General features: G+C 62.9%; 22 protein-coding genes and 1 pseudogene. 11 read left to right on the top strand and 12 right to left on the bottom strand.

Features of this window, described 5'->3' with window-relative positions; genetic code table 11:
• The first annotated feature begins 5 nt into the window (after window positions 1-5).
• Window positions 6-809: an SDR family NAD(P)-dependent oxidoreductase gene (locus AC5Y4H_RS13145; RefSeq protein ID WP_499982292.1), complete on the top strand. Its 804-nt coding sequence runs from the start codon at window positions 6-8 to the stop codon at window positions 807-809.
• Between the two features lie 14 nt (window positions 810-823).
• Here AC5Y4H_RS13145 and AC5Y4H_RS13140 read toward each other — a convergent pair whose 3' ends face one another.
• The 3 genes from AC5Y4H_RS13140 to AC5Y4H_RS13130 are packed head-to-tail and all read right to left on the bottom strand — an operon-like array spanning window position 824 to window position 4,203.
• On the bottom strand, window positions 824-1,921 hold the full coding sequence (locus AC5Y4H_RS13140) for a dihydrodipicolinate reductase (RefSeq protein WP_499982291.1): 1,098 nt from the start codon (window positions 1,919-1,921) through the stop codon (window positions 824-826).
• Window positions 1,922-1,928: 7 nt separating this feature from the next.
• Entirely contained in the window at window positions 1,929-3,005 is a 1,077-nt protein-coding gene (locus AC5Y4H_RS13135) for a hypothetical protein (protein ID WP_499982290.1), read from the bottom strand.
• Between the two features lies 1 nt (window position 3,006).
• Complete coding sequence (locus AC5Y4H_RS13130) at window positions 3,007-4,203, bottom strand: cytochrome P450 (RefSeq protein ID WP_499982287.1); 1,197 nt, start codon at window positions 4,201-4,203, stop codon at window positions 3,007-3,009.
• Between the two features lie 149 nt (window positions 4,204-4,352).
• On the opposite strand from AC5Y4H_RS13130, the gene AC5Y4H_RS13125 reads away from it, so the two are divergent.
• Entirely contained in the window at window positions 4,353-5,387 is a 1,035-nt protein-coding gene (locus tag AC5Y4H_RS13125; protein ID WP_499982367.1) for an NAD(P)H-dependent amine dehydrogenase family protein, read from the top strand.
• On the opposite strand, the gene AC5Y4H_RS13120 is transcribed toward AC5Y4H_RS13125, so the two are convergent.
• Both AC5Y4H_RS13120 and AC5Y4H_RS13115 read right to left on the bottom strand, forming a co-directional pair.
• On the bottom strand, window positions 5,384-6,430 hold the full coding sequence (locus AC5Y4H_RS13120; RefSeq protein ID WP_499982286.1) for an NAD(P)H-dependent amine dehydrogenase family protein: 1,047 nt from the start codon (window positions 6,428-6,430) through the stop codon (window positions 5,384-5,386). The genes AC5Y4H_RS13125 and AC5Y4H_RS13120 overlap by 4 nt on opposite strands.
• 12 nt (window positions 6,431-6,442) lie before the next feature.
• A complete protein-coding gene (locus AC5Y4H_RS13115) occupies window positions 6,443-7,681 on the bottom strand; it encodes a cytochrome P450 (protein WP_499982284.1) in 1,239 nt (412 codons plus the stop codon).
• A gap of 139 nt (window positions 7,682-7,820) precedes the next feature.
• Here AC5Y4H_RS13115 and AC5Y4H_RS13110 point away from each other — a divergent pair, with 139 nt between their 5' ends.
• Window positions 7,821-8,897: an NAD(P)H-dependent amine dehydrogenase family protein gene (locus AC5Y4H_RS13110; RefSeq protein ID WP_499982365.1), complete on the top strand. Its 1,077-nt coding sequence runs from the start codon at window positions 7,821-7,823 to the stop codon at window positions 8,895-8,897.
• Here AC5Y4H_RS13110 and AC5Y4H_RS13105 read toward each other — a convergent pair.
• Window positions 8,868-10,013, bottom strand: a complete 1,146-nt coding sequence (locus tag AC5Y4H_RS13105; protein WP_499982281.1) for an ABC transporter substrate-binding protein — start codon at window positions 10,011-10,013, stop codon at window positions 8,868-8,870. The genes AC5Y4H_RS13110 and AC5Y4H_RS13105 overlap by 30 nt on opposite strands.
• A 99-nt stretch (window positions 10,014-10,112) precedes the next feature.
• On the opposite strand from AC5Y4H_RS13105, the gene AC5Y4H_RS13100 reads away from it, so the two are divergent.
• The 4 genes from AC5Y4H_RS13100 to AC5Y4H_RS13085 all read left to right on the top strand — a co-directional run bounded on the left by AC5Y4H_RS13100 (window position 10,113) and on the right by AC5Y4H_RS13085 (window position 13,982).
• On the top strand, window positions 10,113-11,216 hold the full coding sequence (locus AC5Y4H_RS13100) for an NAD(P)H-dependent amine dehydrogenase family protein (RefSeq protein ID WP_499982279.1): 1,104 nt from the start codon (window positions 10,113-10,115) through the stop codon (window positions 11,214-11,216).
• Between the two features lie 39 nt (window positions 11,217-11,255).
• Entirely contained in the window at window positions 11,256-11,888 is a 633-nt protein-coding gene (locus tag AC5Y4H_RS13095) for a TetR/AcrR family transcriptional regulator (protein ID WP_499982278.1), read from the top strand.
• 101 nt (window positions 11,889-11,989) lie between these two features.
• Window positions 11,990-12,796 (top strand): SDR family oxidoreductase, encoded by an 807-nt coding sequence (locus AC5Y4H_RS13090; protein WP_499982275.1) that lies wholly within the window; start codon window positions 11,990-11,992, stop codon window positions 12,794-12,796.
• A 22-nt stretch (window positions 12,797-12,818) separates the two neighbouring features.
• Window positions 12,819-13,982, top strand: coding sequence for an NDMA-dependent alcohol dehydrogenase (locus AC5Y4H_RS13085; RefSeq protein ID WP_499982274.1), 1,164 nt, complete (start codon window positions 12,819-12,821; stop codon window positions 13,980-13,982).
• Window positions 13,983-14,152: 170 nt separating this feature from the next.
• Here the strand turns inward: AC5Y4H_RS13085 and AC5Y4H_RS13080 are convergent, their stop codons facing one another.
• Window positions 14,153-15,385: a cytochrome P450 gene (locus tag AC5Y4H_RS13080; RefSeq protein ID WP_499982268.1), complete on the bottom strand. Its 1,233-nt coding sequence runs from the start codon at window positions 15,383-15,385 to the stop codon at window positions 14,153-14,155.
• 78 nt (window positions 15,386-15,463) lie between these two features.
• Window positions 15,464-15,790: a DoxX-related protein gene (locus tag AC5Y4H_RS13075; protein WP_499982265.1), complete on the bottom strand. Its 327-nt coding sequence runs from the start codon at window positions 15,788-15,790 to the stop codon at window positions 15,464-15,466.
• 154 nt (window positions 15,791-15,944) lie between these two features.
• Here AC5Y4H_RS13075 and AC5Y4H_RS13070 point away from each other — a divergent pair.
• A pseudogene (locus tag AC5Y4H_RS13070) lies at window positions 15,945-16,124 on the top strand (TetR/AcrR family transcriptional regulator); the annotation flags it as partial.
• Entirely contained in the window at window positions 16,125-16,538 is a 414-nt protein-coding gene (locus tag AC5Y4H_RS13065; protein ID WP_499982364.1) for a TetR/AcrR family transcriptional regulator C-terminal ligand-binding domain-containing protein, read from the top strand.
• Window positions 16,539-16,698: 160 nt separating this feature from the next.
• On the opposite strand, the gene AC5Y4H_RS13060 is transcribed toward AC5Y4H_RS13065, so the two are convergent.
• The 4 genes from AC5Y4H_RS13060 to AC5Y4H_RS13045 are packed head-to-tail and all read right to left on the bottom strand — an operon-like array spanning window position 16,699 to window position 20,038.
• Window positions 16,699-17,577 (bottom strand): NAD(P)-dependent oxidoreductase, encoded by an 879-nt coding sequence (locus AC5Y4H_RS13060; RefSeq protein WP_499982262.1) that lies wholly within the window; start codon window positions 17,575-17,577, stop codon window positions 16,699-16,701.
• Window positions 17,578-17,616: 39 nt separating this feature from the next.
• Window positions 17,617-18,792, bottom strand: a complete 1,176-nt coding sequence (locus AC5Y4H_RS13055) for a thiolase family protein (protein WP_499982260.1) — start codon at window positions 18,790-18,792, stop codon at window positions 17,617-17,619.
• Complete coding sequence (locus AC5Y4H_RS13050) at window positions 18,792-19,208, bottom strand: Zn-ribbon domain-containing OB-fold protein (RefSeq protein WP_499982259.1); 417 nt, start codon at window positions 19,206-19,208, stop codon at window positions 18,792-18,794. The genes AC5Y4H_RS13055 and AC5Y4H_RS13050 overlap by 1 nt, the downstream gene beginning before the upstream one ends.
• 32 nt (window positions 19,209-19,240) lie before the next feature.
• Window positions 19,241-20,038 (bottom strand): SDR family NAD(P)-dependent oxidoreductase, encoded by a 798-nt coding sequence (locus AC5Y4H_RS13045; protein ID WP_499982257.1) that lies wholly within the window; start codon window positions 20,036-20,038, stop codon window positions 19,241-19,243.
• Window positions 20,039-20,147: 109 nt separating this feature from the next.
• On the opposite strand from AC5Y4H_RS13045, the gene AC5Y4H_RS13040 reads away from it, so the two are divergent.
• Window positions 20,148-20,252: a ferredoxin gene (locus AC5Y4H_RS13040; RefSeq protein ID WP_499982256.1), complete on the top strand. Its 105-nt coding sequence runs from the start codon at window positions 20,148-20,150 to the stop codon at window positions 20,250-20,252.
• Window positions 20,253-20,365: 113 nt separating this feature from the next.
• The gene (locus AC5Y4H_RS13035; RefSeq protein ID WP_499982254.1) at window positions 20,366-20,725 is read left to right on the top strand and encodes an aldehyde dehydrogenase family protein; all 360 of its coding nucleotides are present in this window, start codon (window positions 20,366-20,368) and stop codon (window positions 20,723-20,725) included.
• Window positions 20,726-20,766: the final 41 nt, after the last annotated feature.

Below are 20,766 nucleotides of genomic sequence, written 5' to 3'. Positions count from 1 at the left end.
GACGAATGGACCTAGGTTTCAACGGCGCAACGGCTGTGGTCACGGGGGGCAGCAAGGGAATGGGCCTGGCGATCGCCGAGACTCTCGGGGCAGAGGGCGCTTCGGTGGCGATCATGGCACGCGGCCAAGCTGGATTGCACTCGGCTGCGGAGAAGATTCGCCGTGCCGGCGCTCCCGAAGTGCTGACGATCAGTGTCGACATGTCCGATGCCGAGTCGATCACATCGGCGTTCAACGCTATCGGTTATGCGTGGGACTGCCTGAATGTCTTGGTACACACCGTCGGTCCGAATGCGGGCGCGTTCGAAGACCTCGATGACGACGACTGGCACGCCGCATTCGATCTAGGTACGCTCTCTGCGGTGCGCTCGGTGCGGGCCGCGATGCCGATGTTGCGCCCGGCCGATTGGGCCCGCATCGTCACCGTCTCGGCGCACTCGATTCAGCGCCAGAGCACTCGCCTGGTTGCCTACACCGCCACTAAATCGGCACTGTCGAGCTTCACCAAAAACCTCTCCAAAAGCCTTGGCGCCGACGGCATCCTGGTCAACTGCGTCTGCCCCGGTACCATCGTGACCGCCAGTTTCACGGAGGTACTACGCGATGCGCTCGCTGCGGAGGGGCTGGACTCGTCAGATGCAAAGGATGTCATGACGTGGGTCGAGAATACCTACGGCCATCCCTGTGACATCGGGCGCGCCGGCTTGCCCGAAGAGGTCGCGTCCCTTACCGCGTATCTGGCATCACGGCGGAATGGCTACGTGACGGGGGCCACGGTCAATGTCGACGGCGGATCAGACTTCATTTGACCCTCAGTCAGCGCTTAGACGCGCGACTGCCGACTCACGATCGAAGGTCCCGACAGCGGTTGAGCGATCACGCCGGGCGCAGCGTCGACTACGTCGGGAATCGCGTTGACAGCGGCCATCGCCGTGACCGCCACACCCGGGTTCACCCGGTCGGACGCCGACTGCTCAAGATGCAACTCCAGGCTCATACGCGGACTGCCCTCGACCCGGAAGACCATGCCGCCTTCGCCCTCGCGGGCCGGCTTCGGCCAGCGGTCCGGCCAGGGTGTGCTGCTGACAGTCGCGAAGTATTGAACGGCGACAACCGGTCTCGTGCCGACCACTCCGGCGAGTTGCCAGCGATGGGCACAGATGGTTCCCTCGGAGATGACTCCCAATGCGGTCTTGAGATCCGTCGGCGCAAGCAGCGTCTCCCAATCCAGTTCTATCCCGTCGAGCTCGATTCCGAGGATGTCCGCGATGTAGCGCACCACGGTGTCCCAGTCCTTATTCACCTTTCCCGAGGCGATGCGAACCGGCACATGGCCGTCGGGCTTCCCGAAGCCCATCGACTCGTGCAGGACGTCCCAGATCGGATACGCCTTGTCCAGATCGAGCGCGTACTCGTCCATTCGATACGAGTCGACCCGACCTGCCCCCGCCAGAAGAGCGGTAGGGACGTTCAGGCTGATAAAGCCCGGCTCACTGCCGGTCGCGTAGAACGTTGAGTTACCTTTTGCTGCAGCAGTTTCGAGGGCGTCGCGCCATTCGCTGGGCGCCGCAGCCGGATAGACCAACGGAATCGTCGAGAACGTCACCACGTTGATGCCCGCCTCGAGGTAGCGGGCGATGTCGGCGATGGCTTCCTCCTCGCGTCGGACCGCCGTCGCGCAGTAGGCGACACAGTCGGGAGCCAGCGCCAAGACGGCTGACATGTCGCCGGTTGCGCTTACACCGACATCCGCAGTCCCGCAGAGTTGACCCGCATCCACTCCGACTTTCTCCGGTGTCGACACCTTGATACCCACGAGTTCCAGCACAGGATCGTCGATGATCGCCCGCAACGCCTCGCGGCCAGTCAGTCCAGTACCGACATGGACGACGCGGTAGCGCGCCTTACCTTCAATCGCCAATGTTTCACTACTCCTTAGCATTTCGATAGAACGGCCCGGGCTTGCCCGCGTTCTGCAGATGGCCGTAGGGGTCGTAGACCTTGACGCTCGGATAGGGGTTCTGGTCGTAGGCGGGCTTGGACAATCCCGCCGCCCGCAGGCCCGCGAGCACCGCAAGCGGCACTGCGAACGACACCAGGCCCACCGTCACCGAGATCAACAACTGTCGGGTAAGCGTCAGTTTCGGACGTCCTCGCCGCGCAGGCAGCGACCGCGCGATGCGGCTGATCAGCGCCAGTTCGCCGTCCTCGTCGCGAACGCACATCACCGCGACCATCGCGAAGATGAACGAGTCGTACACCGCCATGATCAGTGGGAAATAGACATGCCCCACGTGCAGCACGGGGCCGACGGCTTCCGTGTAGAAGAAGATGCCGCACCTCATCCAGGTGAATTGAACCAGCCCGTTGATGGGAATTGCGATGACGGCCGCGCCGAGGAACACCGAGACAAGCCGATGGCGCGCAAGCCAACTCGTCCGCGGGATCAGCGGATCGACGATTCGGTCATGCAGTTGGAGGATGGCGAGGCCGGTGAGCAAATAGTAGGCGGCATAGCCGCCCAGGAATGCCAGCGCCGGTTCGAGATTCGGCGATATGTTGACATACGGCCAGGTCAGCGGGAAATGCAGCATGCGCGGATCGAAGATCGCGAACGTTGCCCAGTTGGCCAGAGGATCGAGCGCGCCGGTGATCAACCCGGCGAAGGCGATCACCACCGCCCAGTGCACCTTGCGTTGCCTACAGGACAGCCATACCAGCGTGGCGATCAGGCCGATCGCCATCGGAACCGAGCTGATAGAGACGGCTAGCGGCCAGTCGTCGAAGCCGAGGAACGGCTGATAGGGCGCAGGATTCGGATTCGGATTGGTCCTGGTCGGGTCACCGTGCAGACCGGATTGAATCGTCGCGATGGTGATGACCGCAAAGGCCAGGTAGGCGACGATGAACAGCCCCCAGCCCGCTCGTGCCGGCCATCGCGAGAACCGAGGCCTGGTCACATCGGCGGCGCGAGAATCAGGCTTGCTGTCAACGGTATTCGTCATGTCAGACATGCACCGGCAGGCTCGCCCAGCCGCGGACGCTGGTGGTGTGAGCGCGCTTGGCGTTGTGGTAGTCGACTTCCCAGTCGGGCCATCTGGTGAGCACTTCCTCAAGCGCGATGCGTGCCTGAACCCGCGCCAGCGCAGCACCCAGGCAGAAGTGGATGCCGTGCCCGAAGGACAGATGTGCCGCGCTCCGGTGGATGTCGAATCGATCGGCGTGGGCGAACTGGCGTTCATCGCGGTTCGCGGATCCGTTGAGCAGCAACATCACCGACCCTTCGGGTACCGCCTGCCCATAATGTTCGACGTCACGGGCCACGTGACGCGCCTGCACGGGTGACGGGGCCTCGTAGCGCAGCACTTCCTCGACCGCCCCGGGAATGAGGCTGAAATCGGCTGCGAGCTCTCGGCGCTGGTCGGGATGATCGGACAACAGCTGCCCGGCGAAGCCGATCAACCGCGTCGTGGTCTCGTTGCCGGCGCCCACGACGGTGCCCGTGTAGGTCAGCACCTCTGCGCGGGTCAATCGCCTGCGGCTACCGTCCGGTTCCTCGACCTCGGCGTTGACCAGTTCGGTCATCAGATCATCGGAGGGGTGGTCGTAGCGCCAGTCGATGAACTCCTCCAGCATCGATCCCTGACGCGTCAGCACGTCATCGGCCACCTGGACGAGCCCGCCGTCTTTCAATTCGAGGAGCCGGTCGGTGTTCCGCCGGATCGCGACCTGCCTGTCCTCAGGTATGCCCAGCAGGTACCCGATCGTGCGCATCGGCATCCACGCGCCGAGGTCGGCGATGAAGTCGAATGTGTCGGCGTCCGCAAGGGGCTCCAGCGCGCGTCGGCAGAACTCCCTGGCCAGCGGTTCGATAGCCGCCATCCGCCGCGGCGTGAACACCCCTGACAGCAATCGCCGGTGCGCATCGTGAATCGGCGGATCCTCGAACAGGATGATCCCGGGAGGCACCTCGACCCCGTTGAGGATGATGTCGATGGTGGTGCCTTTACCGGACCGGTAGTCATTCCAATTCACCAGCTCGCGCGCGACATCTGCGTGCCTGCTCAACGCGTAAAAGCCGTACTTGTCGTTGTGGTAGAGCGGCGCGACATCACGCAGCTGTTTCCAGACGGGATACGGGTCGTCGTCGATCTCGAAGTCGAAAGGGTCGTAGTACGGATCAACCTTCACCCTGTATGTCACAGGACGAGAATAGGCGTTATCGGCTGCCGTAGCGAATTTTTGGCCTACTAGGATCATCACTGCCGATACATCGAAGGGAGCGATGCTTGACCGCCAGCACCCGTCCGCTACGAATCATTCAGTGGGCCACCGGCGCCGTGGGCACCGAGATGGTCAGGGCCATCCTCGATCACCGGCCAGACCTCCAATTGGTGGGCGCGCGGGTGTATTCCGACGCCAAGAACGGCGTGGACATCGGAACGCTGGTCGGCAGAGCGCCGATCGGCGTGACCGCAACCACCGACGTCGCGCGGATCCTCGCGCTCGACGCCGACCTGGTGTTGTACGCGCCGTCGTTTACCAATGTTGACGACGTGTGCGCTCTGTTGGCGAGCGGAAAGAACGTGGCAACGCCGGCGTTCCTGTTCCACCCGCGACGGATCCCGGAGGCCGACCGCGTGCGCCTGCAGGCCGCGTGCGACAGGGGAGGCAGCACCATCCACGGCAGCGGCCTGAACCCCGGCAACCTGTCCGGTGTGCTGCCGCTCGCGCTGTCCGGGATGAGCCGCACCATCGATCGGATCACGCTGCAGGAGCGCGCCGACTGGACGCTGTGGGAGAGCACCGAGATCACCTTCGACGGGATGTGGTTCGGTCGGCCAATCGAGGAGGTCACGCCAACAGCCAACGAGTATCTCAGCTTCTTGACGAGACTGTTCGTCGAGCAGACCTGGTTCATCTCGGACGTCTTGAATGGCGACATCGACGATGTCTCAGTCACGCTTGAAGCCGTCCCCGCGACAAAGGACTTGCAGATCTTCGACCACGTTGTCAACGCCGGTGCTACCGCTGGACAGCGGTGGAACTTCGTCGGCCATCGCAACGGGGAAACGCTGGTCGAGTTCGAGACGCTGTGGACGCTCGGCGGTGAATACCCGGAGCACTGGCCCAAACCTCTCGACGGCTGGACGCTGACCATCGAGGGCGATCCATCCATGCGTACGCACTTCTTTCCCCTGGCCAGCTTTTCGCGCGAGGCCTCGATCGAGGAGCACGTCAGAGCTGGAATGATCACCGTCGCCATGCAGGTCGTCAACGCCATCCCAGCCGTGTGCGCCGCGCCGGCAGGGTTCGCGACGATGGCCGATCTCCCGCTGATCCGCAGCTACACCGGTTTCGGCAATCGAAGTCTGGGTGCGCTCTAGCCGTTTGTCCAGTGCGCGACAAACGGGGCGATCGTGGAAATGTCGTAGAGGCCCGGATCGGCCGCCACGACCATCGGTATCGCGTTGATCGCATGCATTGCGGTGGCCAAGCACCCTTGTTTGGAGTGGTCTTCGTCGTGCGAGCCGATCACGAGGTGGCAACTCAGGTTCGGCTCGCCGTCGAAACTCACGTCGTAGCCGATATCGGTCGGCCACTCCGGCGCGAGGTCATCTGCCATGCGGGTGAGGTGTTCGACCGCTAACGTGGTTGCGCCGCAATCGACCTCGACACCAAATCGCATGGCGGCCACGGTGCCCGCGGGGATCTCGCCGGCGGCCACCGTCAACACTCGCGGGGTGGTCCGGACGTCGCGGAAACCCTGAATGGACCTGATCTGCAGCCCCAACGACTGCGCGAGCACAGTGGCACTGCCGATCCAGGCGCTCGCCGCGTACTCCGTGTTGGTCAGCAGCGGGGTCGTGTCGTCGGGCGTATGCCCGAAACCCATGGCGTTGAAGATCAGATCATGGCTGGCGTAGGTCGAGTAGTCGAGCACTTCACGGACGCTGATCCGCCCGACGCTCGCGGTGAGTCGCGACAGGATGGGCGCGAGTGATTCGCCGAAGAATCCGGGATATAGACCGACTCCGAGAAACGAGGATTGCCCTGCGCGACAAGCGTTCTCGATGCCGTCTGCCAACGATGCATGCAGCGACCGGGGATGGATGAACCGGCTCCCGGTGGCCACGACGTTCTTGCCCGACGCGAGGAGCTCGCAGACGTCGGCAAAACAGCCGGGCGTATCGGTCTCGACCTTGCCCATGTAGAGGACCACGTCCGCGTCGGTGCTGATTATCTCGTTGCGATCGGCGGTGGTGCGAAGTCCGACTTCGCCCGCACCGCAGAGCGTGCCGGCGTCCACACCCGCCTTCGCGGGGCCATACACGCGCACCCCGACCAGTTCCAGATCCGCGAGTTCGATGACGTGACGAAGCGACATCATCCCCGTGACGCCGGTCGCCCACTGGATCACCCGTGTCATGGCTTACCTCTTTCAGTCCCACACCACGTCAAGGCGGGGCGGGGACCGGAACATCGTGCCGGTGATGTACGGCGGCGCCGCGTCCGGGTCGAGCCGCAGATTGGGGAGTTCATCGAATATCGCATTGAATATTTTGGTCGTCTCGAGCCGGGCCAGGTGCATTCCGAGGCACACATGCGCCCCGTGAGCGAAGCCGATGTGCGGCTTGCGTTCCCGGAAGATGTCGAACCTCTCGGGTTCGTCCCATCGCGTTTCGTCGTGATTCGCGCTGCCCAGGCTGAGCATCATGGTCGCGCCCTTGGGGATGTGGACGCCACCCATCTCGGTATCGGAGGTGACCTCCCGCATGAAGTTGAGCAGCGGGGTTTCCCAGCGGATCCCTTCCTCGATGGCCTGAGCTAGCAACGTGCGATCGTCACGGACGGCGTCGAGTTGGTCGGGATGCGTCAAGAGGGCCAGGGCAAGACTGGCCGTCGACCTCGAGGTCGTCTCCGCGCCGGCCGGCAGCAGGTTGCGCATGAAACCGTAGATCTGTTCGTCGGACATCTTCACGCCGTTGACCTCGGCACCGGCCAGGATCGAAACCATGTCGTCCTTGGGGTCTTTGCGTCGGTCGGCAAGTATCCCGACGAAGTACTCCTTCATCTCGGCCGACGCGCGCAACGCGCACTCCATGTTCCCCCGGAAACCCAGCAGGTCGATGGCGAGTCGGTGAAACTGCAGCACATCGGCATCCGGAAGGCCCAGCAGCGCCGCGATCACCCGCACCGGGATCGGCATGAAAACCGCGTCGACGAGGTCGGCACGCTTGGCGTCCTTGAATTTCGCGATGGTTTTGTCCACCAAGGGGCCGACGAGTTCGGCGTCCCAGCGCTTCATCGAAGAGCGGGCGAAGGCGAACTCATGCAGTTTGCGATAGACCGCGTGTTCGGGTTCCTGCATCTCCAGGATCGTCGGACCCTGGAGTGGCCGGACGACATCTTCATAGCAGCGCGTGCTGAAGGTGATGTTGTCGGTGAAGATCGCCTTGACGGTGTCGAACGTGTAGGCGGTGAAGGTTGGCGGGCCGTCACCCGAATTGCCGACCATCCCCATCTCCGGCCAGCCGGCGTGCACCGGACTCTGCGCACGGAGTTTCCTGAGCATCGGATATGGCGATGCGTCGCCGTCGGCACCCATGCCTTGGTTGAATCTGTCCTGTGCGTCTCGAATGCTCTGTTCAAGCTCCTCAACAGTCGCCGGCTCGGCCATGTGACGACTCCTCACTCGTGCATAGGCTCGCACAACATACACCTTGCTGGTTGAAAACCTACATGATGTAGGTTGAGGGCACCAATAACTGTGGATCGCCGAAAGAGCAATCAGGAGCGTTCGATTGGCAACTCGAGTCGTGCAATGGGCTACCGGCGCGGTGGGCCGTGCCGCGCTGCAGGAACTGATTGAGAATCCCGATTACCAGTTGGTCGGTGTGCTGGTGTACGACCCGGCCAAGGCCGGGCAGGACGCCGGAACCTTGTGCGGGTTGCCGCCCACCACCGGAGTGGTAGCCACCTCGGACAAGGAGGAGATCTTCGCGCTGGGCGCTGACGTCGTCATCCACGCCGCCAGTAAGGCGCATGCCGCCGAAACCAACGCCGAAGATATCTGCCGACTGCTCGCGTCGGGAACAAGTGTCATCACGACCACCTCGTACAACCATCTGCCCACCTGTGGGGCGGAGACCGAGCGCGCCTTTGTCGCAGCCTGTCGCGCAGGCGGGTCCCGCTTCCATGCGGCGGGTGAGAATCCGGGCTTCATGTTCGAACGCCTGGTCGCCACGGTAACGGCGCTGTGCAAGAGCATCGACCGGATCGATCTCTACGAGTCCACCGACGTGTCGGCGGTCGACAGCAAACCGATGCTCGTTGACCTGATGGGCATGGGCAGACCGCCCGAAGACGTCAGCGTCGATTCTCCGATCATCAAGAAGCTCGATTTGGCCTATCGCCAGGCGCTCAACGCCACCGCCGACGTCCTTGGGATCACGCTGTCACATGTCGACGTGTCGGTAGACGCCACGACACTTCCCCACGACCTTCAGGTCCGCGCCGGCACCATCGAAGCGGGAACTGTCGTCGGACAACGGTTCTCGTGGGTTGGCCACTGGTCTGACCGGCCGCTGCTCGCCATCCACGAGGAGTGGGTCCTTACCCGCGACTTGCCGCAGTGGGGCCTGAAGCCACTCGCCCCCGGCGAGAAGGCACCGTTGATCCGGGCCGTCATCAAGGGCAAACCCAGTTTCGAGTTGCAGCTGGACGTCGGATGGGACGACAAGCCTTCCGGAACGCACGCCGAGCCGGGGCATCTCATGATCGCGATGGGGGCGGTCCGCGCGATTCCCGACGTGCTGGCTGCGCCACCCGGCGTCGTCACCGCCCCGGTGTTCGGTGCGATCCGGCTAGCGGGTGCCGACACCAACCGCGCGTGAGATGTGGTCGCTGGGCGCCGCGTGGAACACGTGCGCCGAACCGTCCGGCAGCACCCGGCGCGCGATCAAATAGTCCGTTCCCATCCAGCCCTGCCGGATGTAGCGGCCGAATCGCAGGAATGTCCCCGGCGCCCCACTGGCCGACGGGACGAGTTTGACCTGCTCGATGCCGTCCTTAACGCCATCCCCGGTCAACGGCCGGGCCGCCGCGAGGCCGCGCGCTATCACCGTCGCCACGTCGTGCGTCAGGCCGGGCATCGAATGTGCCGGCCTGCGACCAAATCGGGCCTCGAAACGATCCAGGAACGCCTGCCCCACGAGGTTGCGTTCGTCGTAGCTGTCCAGCCCGACCCAGCCCGACAGCTGTCGCATCCACTCGGCGTTGATGTGCGCCATCTCGAATGCCGTGGTGGTGTACCGCGGCGGGTTCCATCCTGCCGCCAGCAGCGCGTCGGTGAAGCCCCACAGCCCGTGGCCGAACCCGATGTGCACGAGCGCGTCCGGCTCGGCATTCTGCAGCTCGTTGACGACCTTGGACTTGTCGGCTTCCACCTGCGGTATCGCGACCGTGCTCACGACCTTCAATCCGGCAGCGGAATAAGCCTTTTCGGCGAACGCGAGGTACTCCTTACCGATCAGAGAGGCTTCGTAGGCGATGGCTATCCGCGACCGGCCGTCCCCGAGCATCACGGCGGCCAGCATCACCGGCTCTTCGGGCATCGATCCGTTGTTGAGCGCAAACGTCCACTCGCCGAGCGCCCCCTCGGAGCCCGACAGGATGATATTGGGAACCTTGGCCACCCGATCGGCGTGCGCGGCCAATGGCACCGCGTTGTCGGAGACATACGGACCGTAGATCGCGAGGCACCCCTCGGCCACCAGCTCGTCGTAGGCAGTCTCCACGGCGTGGTACGTGCCGTTGGGCAGGCCGATCACATGGCGTTCCACCAGTTCTATCGGCCGGTCGACCAGACCCGCGGCGACCGCCTCGTCGAAGACCAACCGCAGTGTGTCGAGAGTGTCGTTCTCGGTGCCGGCTTGGGTCGGATAATCGTTGAGCAAGCCCACTTTCAACGGCGCAACCGATCCGTACGCGCGAACCTCTTCGTCTGCCATTAGGGCAACATACAATACGAAGGTTGTCTGCCAGCCTACGGAAATGGGCGTTTACGAAACCGCATATACGAATTACCGGCTATTGGTAGCGTCGCCGCCATGTCCGTCGAATCGACCACCGGCAAGAAGTACCGCGTCATCCAGTGGGGCATGGGCAATGTCGGGACGCTCGCGCTGCGCCACATGGCGCACAACCCCGTCTTCGAAGTTGTCGGGGTGCTGTGCAATCGCCCGGAGAAGGTGGGCAAAGACGCCGGCGAGCTCGTCGGGGTTCCAGCCATCGGCGTTGTGGCCACCACCGACAAGGACGCGCTCGAGGCGTTAGACGCGGACTGCGTGTTCTATGCGCCGCTGTGGTCAGACGTCGACGAGATCTGCCGACTGCTCCGCGGCGGCAAGAACGTCGTCGCCTCGGGTGGCGCGTGGTGGCATCGAACCGAGGCCAACGCGGTTGACATCGAGAAGATAGAGGCCGCATGCGCCGAGGGTGCGACGTCGTTCCACGGCGGCGGAATCCATCCCGGCTGCGCCGCGGACCTGCTAGTGCTCACCTTGGCCCGGATCGTCGGCAGGACCGACCACATCCACATCTACGAGGCGGTCAACTTCAACAAAGACACCCTGAAATATCTAGATGAGATGGGCTTCGGGAAGACGCCGGACGAGTTCGCCAAGGGCAATCTCTTCGCCGACGCCTGGTCGCTGTTCGCACAGTCGCTGACCATGGTCGTGGAAGGACTGGGCAAAACCGTGGAGAAGTTTATGACGGAGGTCAAGCTCGGCATCGCAACCCGCGACATCCCGTACGAGGGCACCGCAGATATGGACATGCCCGGTCTACAGGGCGTGATCAAAAAGGGAACCGTCGCCGCCCAGCATCATCTCTGGACGGCATGGGTGGACGGCAGGCCGTTCATCACGCTGCACGAGCTGTACTCGTTCATCGAACACGACGCCATAGAGCCCAAACCTGACTGGGAACCCTACTACCACTACAGGATCGTGATCGAGGGCGAGCCGGGCACCGAACTGATTCTGCGCGGTGACCAGAACGCTCGCGACACCGCCAAACCCGGCTACGTCGGCTATGCGTGGACGGCGATGGAGCCGGTGAACACCATTCCCGCCATCTGTGACGCACCCGCGGGGTTCAAGTCCCACAACGACCTCGGGCTGATGCGGGTGATCGGCATCGTGCGTTGAGCACTCAACATACAGGTTGAATGTTGCTACGATGCTGGAATGGCCAAGCGTGGTGGCGCCGACGTCGAGCGCCGGGCGAGGGGAGACCGGACTCGGCGCGATTTAGTCGACGCCGCTCGCGCGCTGTTCGTCGAGAAAGGATATTTCGAAACCAGTATTTCGGACCTGGTGACGAGGTCCGGTGTAGGCACTCGCGGTGCTTTTTATCACCACTTCAAGGACAAGGCCGAACTCTTTCGTGCGGTCTTCGAAGAAGTTGAACGCGACCTGACGCTGCGCTCGCTCGCCTCACCCCCGCCGGGCGCGGATGCGTGGGAAAAGTTGTCCGTCGGGATGCGCGGATTCCTCGAGTCTGCTCTCGAGCCCGAAGTGCAGCGCGTCATGCTCATCGACGGGCCTGTGGTGCTCGGTTGGCGAACGCTGCGGTCCATCCAGGAGAGCAACAGCATCGCCCTGATCAACGAGATGGTGGACGAAGCGATCGCCGAGGGCATTATCGACGACCACCCGGTCGGCGAGCTGACCCATCTACTGGTGGCGGCAGTCGAGGAGGCAGCGCTGCTCGTAGCGCACGCCGACCGCCCAGCCAAGGCGCGGGCCAGGGCGGCCAACGTTCTCGACCGGCTCCTGCTGAGCTTCGCCCTCGAACCGCGAAAAGTCCTGCGGCGATAGTCTTCTGCCCGGAAGGCGGAACTCTGTCGCACCTATATGGAAATGATTGTTTTCGACGCCTGAATATCATGCTTCTACCGAAATGATAATGTTCCTCTCAAATGCTTCGAGGAGAGCCGATGCCTGAGAAACCACCGCTGAGAGTTGCCGTGGTCGGAGCGTCTGCGGGTCTGGGCCGATGCATCGGAATGGGTTTGGCCGACAGGGGTGCCAGGGTCGCCTTCCTCGCCCGGCGTCGTGACCGCCTGGAGAGCGCGGCCAAAGAGGCGCGCAACGGCGCGGTCGCGGTCGCCTGCGATGTCACCGATGATGCGGTGTGTAGGCAGGCGATGGACGAAGTCGTCGATACTTTCGGCGGCCTGGACGCGCTGGTGTACACCACAGGCGTCGGCGTGCTCGCACCGCTCACCGATGTCAGCGCCGAGCAGTGGGCGAAGCTGTTCGCTACCAACGTGGCCGGTGCGTCGCTCGTCACCGCTGCCGCGGCGCCGCACCTGGCCGCCTCGACCGGATCCGCGGTCTACCTATCATCTTTGAGCGCCTCCTATTCCGCGCCGTGGCCGTTGCTTGGCGCGTATGCGGTGTCCAAAGCCGCCCTCGACAAGCTCGTCGAGGCATGGCGCATCGAACATCCCAACATCGGCTTCACCCGACTTGCGGTCGGAGACTGCTTCGGCGGTGAGGGCGACTCACAGACCGAGTTCAATAAGGCCTGGGATCCCAAGGCGCTGGAGAGTGCCATCCACTACTGGATGGACCACGGCTACATGCAGGGCGGTCTTGTCGAGGCCGACCATCTGGTCGACGTCGTCTACTCCGTACTTCGTTGCGGCAGCAGTAGTTTCATCCCCTATCTAACCCTTGCGCCTCGGCCGTCCGGCGCCGTGGCGGAACTTCGACAATGGTGAAGGACATCTGAAGGAAACCGCGATGAAATCAAAAGCGGCCGTGTTGCACGGTGTAGGTGTGGACTGGGAAGTCACCGAGGTCGAACTCGATCCGCCACATGCCGGCGAGGCCCTGGTGAAGATGGCGTACGCCGGCATCTGTCACTCCGACGAGCACTTCTACACCGGCGACAGTGTGCCCAGTAAGGAAATGGAAGAGATGATGCGGGCATCGGGGCTCCCGGTGCCCGAGTGGTTTCCCATGCTCGGCGGCCACGAGGGTTCCGGTGTTGTGGAAGCGGTCGGCCCCGGGGTGAAGACGTTGCAGCCCGGTGACCACGTAGCCATCTCGTTTCTCCCCGCCTGCGGCAGCTGCCGATGGTGCGCGACCGGCTACTCCTACCTGTGTGACGTGGGCGCCGATATCTACGACAAGGCGATGACCACCGATGGCACCCGACGTCGCCATCTGGGGGGCGCGGACCTCATGGCGATGATGCAGGTCGGCACCTTCTCGGAGTACGTAGTGGCATCCGAGCGCTCACTGGTCAAAGTCCATGATTGGATCCCCCTGGAGGCGGCGTCGCTGGTCTCCTGCGGTGTGACAACGGGATTCGGGTCCGGTTCGGTCGCTGCGGGCACCCAACCGGGTGACACGGTCGTCGTAGTCGGTGTTGGTGGTATCGGCATGAACGCCGTGCAAGGCGCGAGGGTCGCGGGCGCGAAGCACATAATCGCCGTCGACCCCAACGAGTTCAAACGTGAGATCGCGCCGACGTTCGGCGCCACCCACACAGCTATCGACACCGGTGTCGCACTGGAGTTGGTCAAGGAGATCACCTGGGGGGTGATGGCCGACCGGGTCGTTCTCACGCCCGGAGTCGTGCCCGTAGACATGGTGATGATGGGAATGATGTTGTTGCGCAAGGGTGGAACGTGCGTGCTGACCGCAATGCCCAAGATCACCGACCTGATGGTGCCGATGGTCCTTACTGACATGATCAGCTCGTGTAAGACGTTCAAGGGTGTGCTTTACGGCGAGATGAACCCGCGGGAAGCCATGCCGAAACTACTGTCGATGTACGAGGCGGGCCTGATCAAGCTCGATGAGCTGGTCACGCAGAAATACAAGCTCGACGACATCAACGAGGCCATGAAAGACCTCCGGGCCGGCAAGAATATCCGCGGTGTCATCGCTTTCGAGTGACGTCGTGTGCCGTTTGAGGCGATGAAACAAAATCGGCGCGAAAGGGAACGACGCGATGAGCACGCGGACCGTGCGGTGTCTCAAGGCTCTCCGCGCAGATCGGCGTGGCCATCGGATCAGTGACTTCAGAGGCGCGGCTGGCGCAGTCTGTGCTCGCCCGGAAAGGACTGTCAGGCTGGCGTCAGACGGATCGGTAGGTGGGTCGGCCCGCGTAAGGAACTGTGGGTCGACCAAATGGTCGAGCCGGTGGGGTTTAGGCGACTGACGTGGGTGACGAGTTGCCGAAGCACGGCTTGGGCTTCCATTCGAGCGAGTGGTGCGCCGATGCACATGTGTGGGCCGTAGCCGAAGGCGACGTGGGTTCGCGGGTTGCGGTCAGCGCGGTACTCGTCGGGTTCGTCGAACACTGCGGGGTCGCGATTCGCCGCTCCGAAGGAGAGCAGCACGCGTGACCCGGCGGGAATGGTGACGCCCCCGATTTGATAGTCGGCGCGGGTGTAGCGGTAGAGGTTCTGTATTGGCGTTGTGATGCGGAGTTGCTCCTCGACGGCGATCGGGATGAGGTCGGGATTGGCGCGGATCAAGTCGTACTGATCGGGGTGATGGGCGAGAGTGTCGAACATTCCACCGAGAAGGTTCGTGGTTGTTTCGTTCCCGGCGATCAACAGGTGAATTGCGATGAGCCAAAGCTGACGATCGGTGAGGCTGCCATCGGTGTTGTGTTCGAGGAGCCGCCCCAGCACAGTGCCCGATCCTTTGAGTGCGCCCTGTGCGAATTGCCTCACGAAGTAGCGCTGCAACGCCACCATTGCGGATATGGATCGGACTGCCTCGGTGAGACCCGCGCGTGTCGGGCTCAATTCCATGACTTTCACGGCGTTTTCGGACCACCGACGGAAGTCATCGACGTCGTCTTCGGGTACCCCGAGGATCTGAGCGATCAGGCGGATCGGCATTGGTATCGCCAAGTGCTGCACGACATCGCAGCCGGGGTTGTTCAACAGGTCGGCAACGAGTTCCGCGGCCAGCTTCTCGACGATTTCCTGCCAAGCGCGCATGGCTCCCTTGCTGAATCCCGGTTGGATCTGCTTACGGAGTCGGGCGTGTTCTTCGCCGTCGGTCAGCACCGCGAGCGGTGCCGACATTCTCAATCGGGTGACCCCTTGAGTACTGGTGACCTCATCGGTGTCGCGCAGTGCAGCTCGCACGTCGTCGAGTCGGCTGACGATCCAGGTGGCACGCCTGGGGTTGTAGTGCACCCGGCCACTTCTGTGTAGGGCGCGGTAGGCGTCGAATGGTTGGGCAGCGGTGATCGGATTCTGTGGGTCATAGTCCGTGTTCACCGCGCCGGTCCAACCGTCGTAGCCGCGTCGGCGGGTGCGTATCGCGGCAGCCAGGTTCATCCGGACGGCATTACTGAAAGGCCTAATGGCTTCGGCAACCCCTTGGGCGGTCTGACTGATCGACACCTTTCGCTCCCCTTACCCGAGCCATCGGCTCCCCTGACTGCATCCGCGCCGAATCCGAACCTGATTGCGGACGATGTTGGTCGTCAAATGAATTGCGTAACAAGCACATACGATGGTCAACTGCCGTTTCGTTCGAGGGCTCGCCATCATTACCCCGATCGTCGTTTCGATGGCACCGTTGATGTAGGTAAACATGCGCGCGTGTTCGGCAAAGCCGAGGCGGTTGATGGGGTCGAAGAACCGTGGAACGACGAAGTGTGCGACACCGATCACGGTGACGATGACCCCGACGCACTGCTCGCGGGCCCTATCCGAACGACGAGCAGTTGTGTCGGTCATTGAAGTTAACAGTATTCCGAGCGATAGCGATCATGTCTCTATTTACGAGATATTTTTTCTCGTAAATAATGACACATCGTGGTGCCGATGTACATGGCTCCCTCGCCCAGACGTATGGGAGTCAACGCGTCCAAGATTTGCTTAGGGTCGTGACGTGAGCCAACCCCGCCGAGGGCGACCGCGTAGCGCGGCCGTGCATGAGGCCATACTCGACGCCACGCGCACCCTTCTGATCGAAGTCGGGTACAGCGGAGTGTCAATGGACAAGGTCGCTGCCAATGCCGGAGTGGGAACGCAAACGGTATATAGACGGTGGCCGTCGAAAGCTCCTCTGGTGGCCGAAGCGGTAATGCAGGCCTACGCGCAAGCCGACTTCACTCTTCCAGATACGGGAGACACGCTCGAAGATCTCAGGACCTGGATGCACGAATCCGCCGCGCTAAGTGCCGCCCCCGAGAACATCGCACTCGTCCGCGCTCTTGCCGCTGCCGCCGCTGAGAACCTTCGAGACCGCGACACCTTGTACCAACAACTCACTAGCCGCTTCCACGGCGCGGTGATGCAGCGGTTGCACGCCGGCATCTCGTTGGGTCAAATCCGCGCCGACGCCGACATCGAAGCTGCCGCTGACGCATTTATTGGAGCCACGCTATATCGCATGCTCAGCGTCACATCGTCGGTAAGCGAGGCGATCAGACGTTACGACGGGCTAATAGACGCATTGATGAATGGCCTCTCGACGCGCTGACCCGATCACCTGAAAGTGACTCCGAACGAGACAGACATGCAGGCTAGGTCAGTCCCGCGCCGGCCCGCCCGGCCACCGTGTTGCTTCGCGACGAGTGAAGTCGAGGCGCCACCGCTCGCTATTCTCATCTGCGACAAACGTATTGAGCGCGTCAGCGCGTTCAGGGAGAATCCGCGATAGTCGAGTGTGGAACTCCGAGTCCTTCCGCCAGATTCTGCAAAGCGATTTCGGCCAGCGGAAGATCGACCCCCATTTCCCTGCCAAGACGTAGCGCCAGGCTGAGATCCTTCTCTCCCAGAGCGCAGGTGTGCGTGAACGGCTGGTAGAGAAAATGATCCGGGTCGAGTGGGCGGCTCATGTCGTCGCGAAACATCATGGCGCCGGCGCCACCGCTTTGTGCGTCTGTATGACGCACAATACGGCCCAACGCTTGAACATCAAGGCCCGCACGTTCGGCCAGCTGCATCGCCTCACAAGCGGCCGCGAAGGAAGTGAAGGTCAGCATGTTGCGCGCCAGTTTCATTCGCGTGCCGGCGCCCGGCTCGCCGGCATGGACGACCATCGACGCCCACTGTTTGAACGCCGGCTTGACCCTTTCGTAGGTCTCCCGGCCTGCGCCCACCATGACAGCGAGTTCACCGGTCTTGACCGCCTCCACACCACCGCTGACCGGCGCGTCGATGAGCTGAATACCCTTGGCTTGGAGCTCCTTTGCCAGCTCGGACGCAGTGTTGTGGTCGATCGTGGAATGTATTGCGATGACGGTGCCGGGTTGGGCGTGAGCGGTGAGGTCGGCCACCACGCCGCGGACTTGTTCGTCGTTGAGCACCATGACACTGATGATGTCGGCGGCCGCCACGTCGCTCGCGGTCCCGGCCACCTCCGCCCCGGCTTCGGCGAACGGCGTTGTCGTGCTGGTTCTTACGTCGAAAACAATCAGGCCGCCGGGCCACTCGACGAGTCGCTTGGCCATCGGCGCACCCAAATTGCCCAGGCCGATGAACCCCAACTTGGGTGCTTGAGTCTCAGCCATCGACATTCCTCCTCGGACTTGGTGACCGCCTGGTTATCCGCATTCTCACACCTGCCGCAACAACATCGCCGTGGTGCCGCTGTTGGCTGCTCCTACGCCTACCGCAGCCAGCTTGGCACCGTGGACCTGTCGCTCTCCAGCCTGGCCTCGAATCTGCAAACACGCTTCGTGCAGATGTCCGAAGCCGTGCAGGCGTCCTCCCGATAGCTGCCCTCCGGCAGTGTTGAGGGGCAACTCTCCGCCGAGCGAAATGCGGTGAGGGTCCGAAACCCATGCGCCGGATTCTCCGACCGGGCAGAAAGCGAAGTCTTCGAGCCAGCAGAGCACGAAGACACTGAACCCGTCATACAGCGAGGCGACGTCGACATCGGCGGCGGTGAAGTCGGTCCGATCCCAGATCGTGGACCATCGAGAGCTGATACGGGTGATGTCTTGACCGCCCTCCCACATGAAGCGGTCGTGGTGAGCACAGTCGACCGCATCGACGGTCACCGCCGGGTGGTCGAGCCCCGCGGCATGCTCGGCGCGGGAAACGACGAATGCGGTGGCGCCGTCGCAGGCGATGTCGCAGTCGAACATGCACAGCGGGTCGGAGACCATGCGCGCGTTGAGATATGTCTCGAGGTCGAGCGGATCGCGGTAGATCGCCGAGGGGTTACGAGCGGCGTGACTCCGTTGCGCGATGGCGATCGACGCGAGCTGCTCGCGAGTAAGCCCATATCGCAACATCCGCGCGCGAATCTGAAGAGCCGCCAAGTTAGCCGCCGTGGCACCAAAAGGAAGCTGCCAGGACAGCATTCCACCCGGACGGCCGCCCCCGGACCCGTATCCTTTGCGTCGGCCGGCACCTTGCGCGGTGCCCTCCCAGATGCTGCGCCAGCAGAGCACATGGTTGGCCAACCCGCCCGTCACAGCGAGCATGGCGTCGACCACCGCGCCGAGCTGACCCGGGGACTCCACTCCCCCTGCGACCCAATTCGGCTCGATTCCCAAGGCGTCGTGGATGTCACGCAGTGACGCCCCGGAGAATCCGAGGCCCGGTTGGGAGCTGCCGGGATACGTTGTGAGGCCGTCGATGTCGGCCACCGTCAGACCGGCGTCGGCAACTGCGGCCAGACATGCTTCGGCGGTGAGCTCTAGCGGATCCCGCCCCAGTCGACGACCGATTGCCGACTGACCGATGCCGCTGATGATGATCCGATCGGTCAACCCCTTAGTCATCAGCGCTCCGGTTCGAACAACGGAATGAACACCTCGTCGTCACCATCTACACATCGATCGAAGATGACGCGCACCGGCATGTTGTGGGTGACGTCGTCAGGTTCGACATTCACCAGGTTGGTCAGCAGGCGCACCCGTTTGTCCTCGACCGGATTTACGAAGGCGATGAGGTATGGCGACAGGAACCCAGGGAACCATTGATGACGATTCACCGTCCAGGATTCGACCAACCCCCGGCCGCTGAGTTCGACGTATTCGGTCGCCGCATGGTCATGAGGGCACAACAGCGAGGGTGGATGACAGAGCCGCCCGCAGGAAGTGCAGCGTTGCATGCGCAGCACTCCGTCCGCGCCCGAGGTCCAGAAGGGCCGATTCAGCGCGGTGAGCGCAGGGGCGGGCCGGTGAGCTTCTGGCATTTGCGTCATGCGTCGTCGGATGAATTGGCCTGTTAACCAAAGACTCCCGGCGATTGCGAGTAGTCCACCGTCGATAGCTCGGTCATGCCACCATCGACCTGCAGTATGGTGCCCGTCACGAACGCTGCATCGTCTCCCGCCAGAAAAGCCACGGCCGGCGCAATCTCAACGGGGTCAGCGCCGCGTTTCATCGGCGAGGCGGCTGCGGTCCGCGTGTAGTTGTCCCATTCGGTGCCGATCATCTTTTGCTGGGTTTCGGTCAGGGCAAACGGGCACACCGCATTGACTCGGATGCGGTGGCGAGCCCACTCGTTGGCGGCGACCTTGGTCAGCGCGGCCACCGCGCCTTTGGCCGCCGAGTAGGGGGCGGTGTAGGCGATGCCTGCCAGAGCAGACCCTGACACGAAGTTGATCACTGACGCCCGTCCGGACTCACGGAGGAACGGAAAGCAGAGCTGCATGAACCGGAAGGTCGCCTTGGGCCCAGTGGCCTCTGAGAGTTCCCAATCCTTTTCGGTAACAAGTTCCAGCGCCTTGGGCATGGCGAAGAACTGGGCCGCGTTAACCAAGACATCGATCCGGCCGTCCCCGGTATCAGCCACCTGATGCACGGCGGCTTCAATCGCTTCCCGGTGGGCCACATTGGCCTTGATGAAGGAGGCCCGCCCGTGGTTGGCGCGAATCCGCTCTACGCGCTCCTGGCCCTTCTCTTCGTTCAAATCGACGATTGTGACATGGGCGCCCAGACCGGCCAACTCCTCAGCGATCGCTCCTCCCAACCCCTGGGCTCCGCCCGTGACCAGCGCGTATCTGTCCTCCAAACGAGACAACACCACTCCTTGCCGCTATGTAACAATGGAACATCAGACGTTCTATTATTCAATAATTGCAGATCCTCGTCGCCGTGCCTAGTGGGGCTGGTCCAAGCGGCTGTCGTAGTTGGCCCAGGTTCCCGTAGGAGAGGTTCCACCTGCTCGCGAAACCGCTGTTCGTGAAGCGGCCGCCATGTGCCCCCAGATGGCGTTGTCGCTACACACTGACTAGCGGCCAGTTCGCTTGTAACGGCGCGGATTACAGTTCGGAGCCGCCGAGGACGCCAGGCGGGCCACGGGTTTCGGAAAATACAACATTGCAGAGTCTGTACTTCCTTTTGCTTTGTGATCGCTATCTCCGTTCTGGTGTTGAGCGTGATCCCGTTCGGCGATGAGGACGAGGCCATTCGGCTGGCGAACGACACCACCTACGGACTGGCAGCCGCGGTCTACACCCGCGACGTCAGCCGAGCATTGCGAGTTAGCTGTGCCCTGCGGGCAGGCAACGTCGGTGTCAACACCTGGACGCTGCAACCGCACGCCCCGTTTGGGGGGATGAGGCAGTCGGGTTTGGGCCGCGAAAACGGGCGCGCAGGAATTATGGAGTACCTCGACACCAAGACCACCTTTCTTGGGCGAGTCCTGCACTGCGTGTCGTTAGCGCGATTGGCGCGCTTCAGGAGACCGACACCGGGTGTCACGTAGCATAAAGAGCTGGGAATATAGGCACCGCACGCGGAGGAAAG

The sequence above is a fragment of the Mycobacterium sp. NGS58 genome (genome assembly GCF_059812385.1).
Note: the sequence above shows the minus strand (reverse complement) of the source record. Positions and strands in the feature narration are given on the sequence as shown.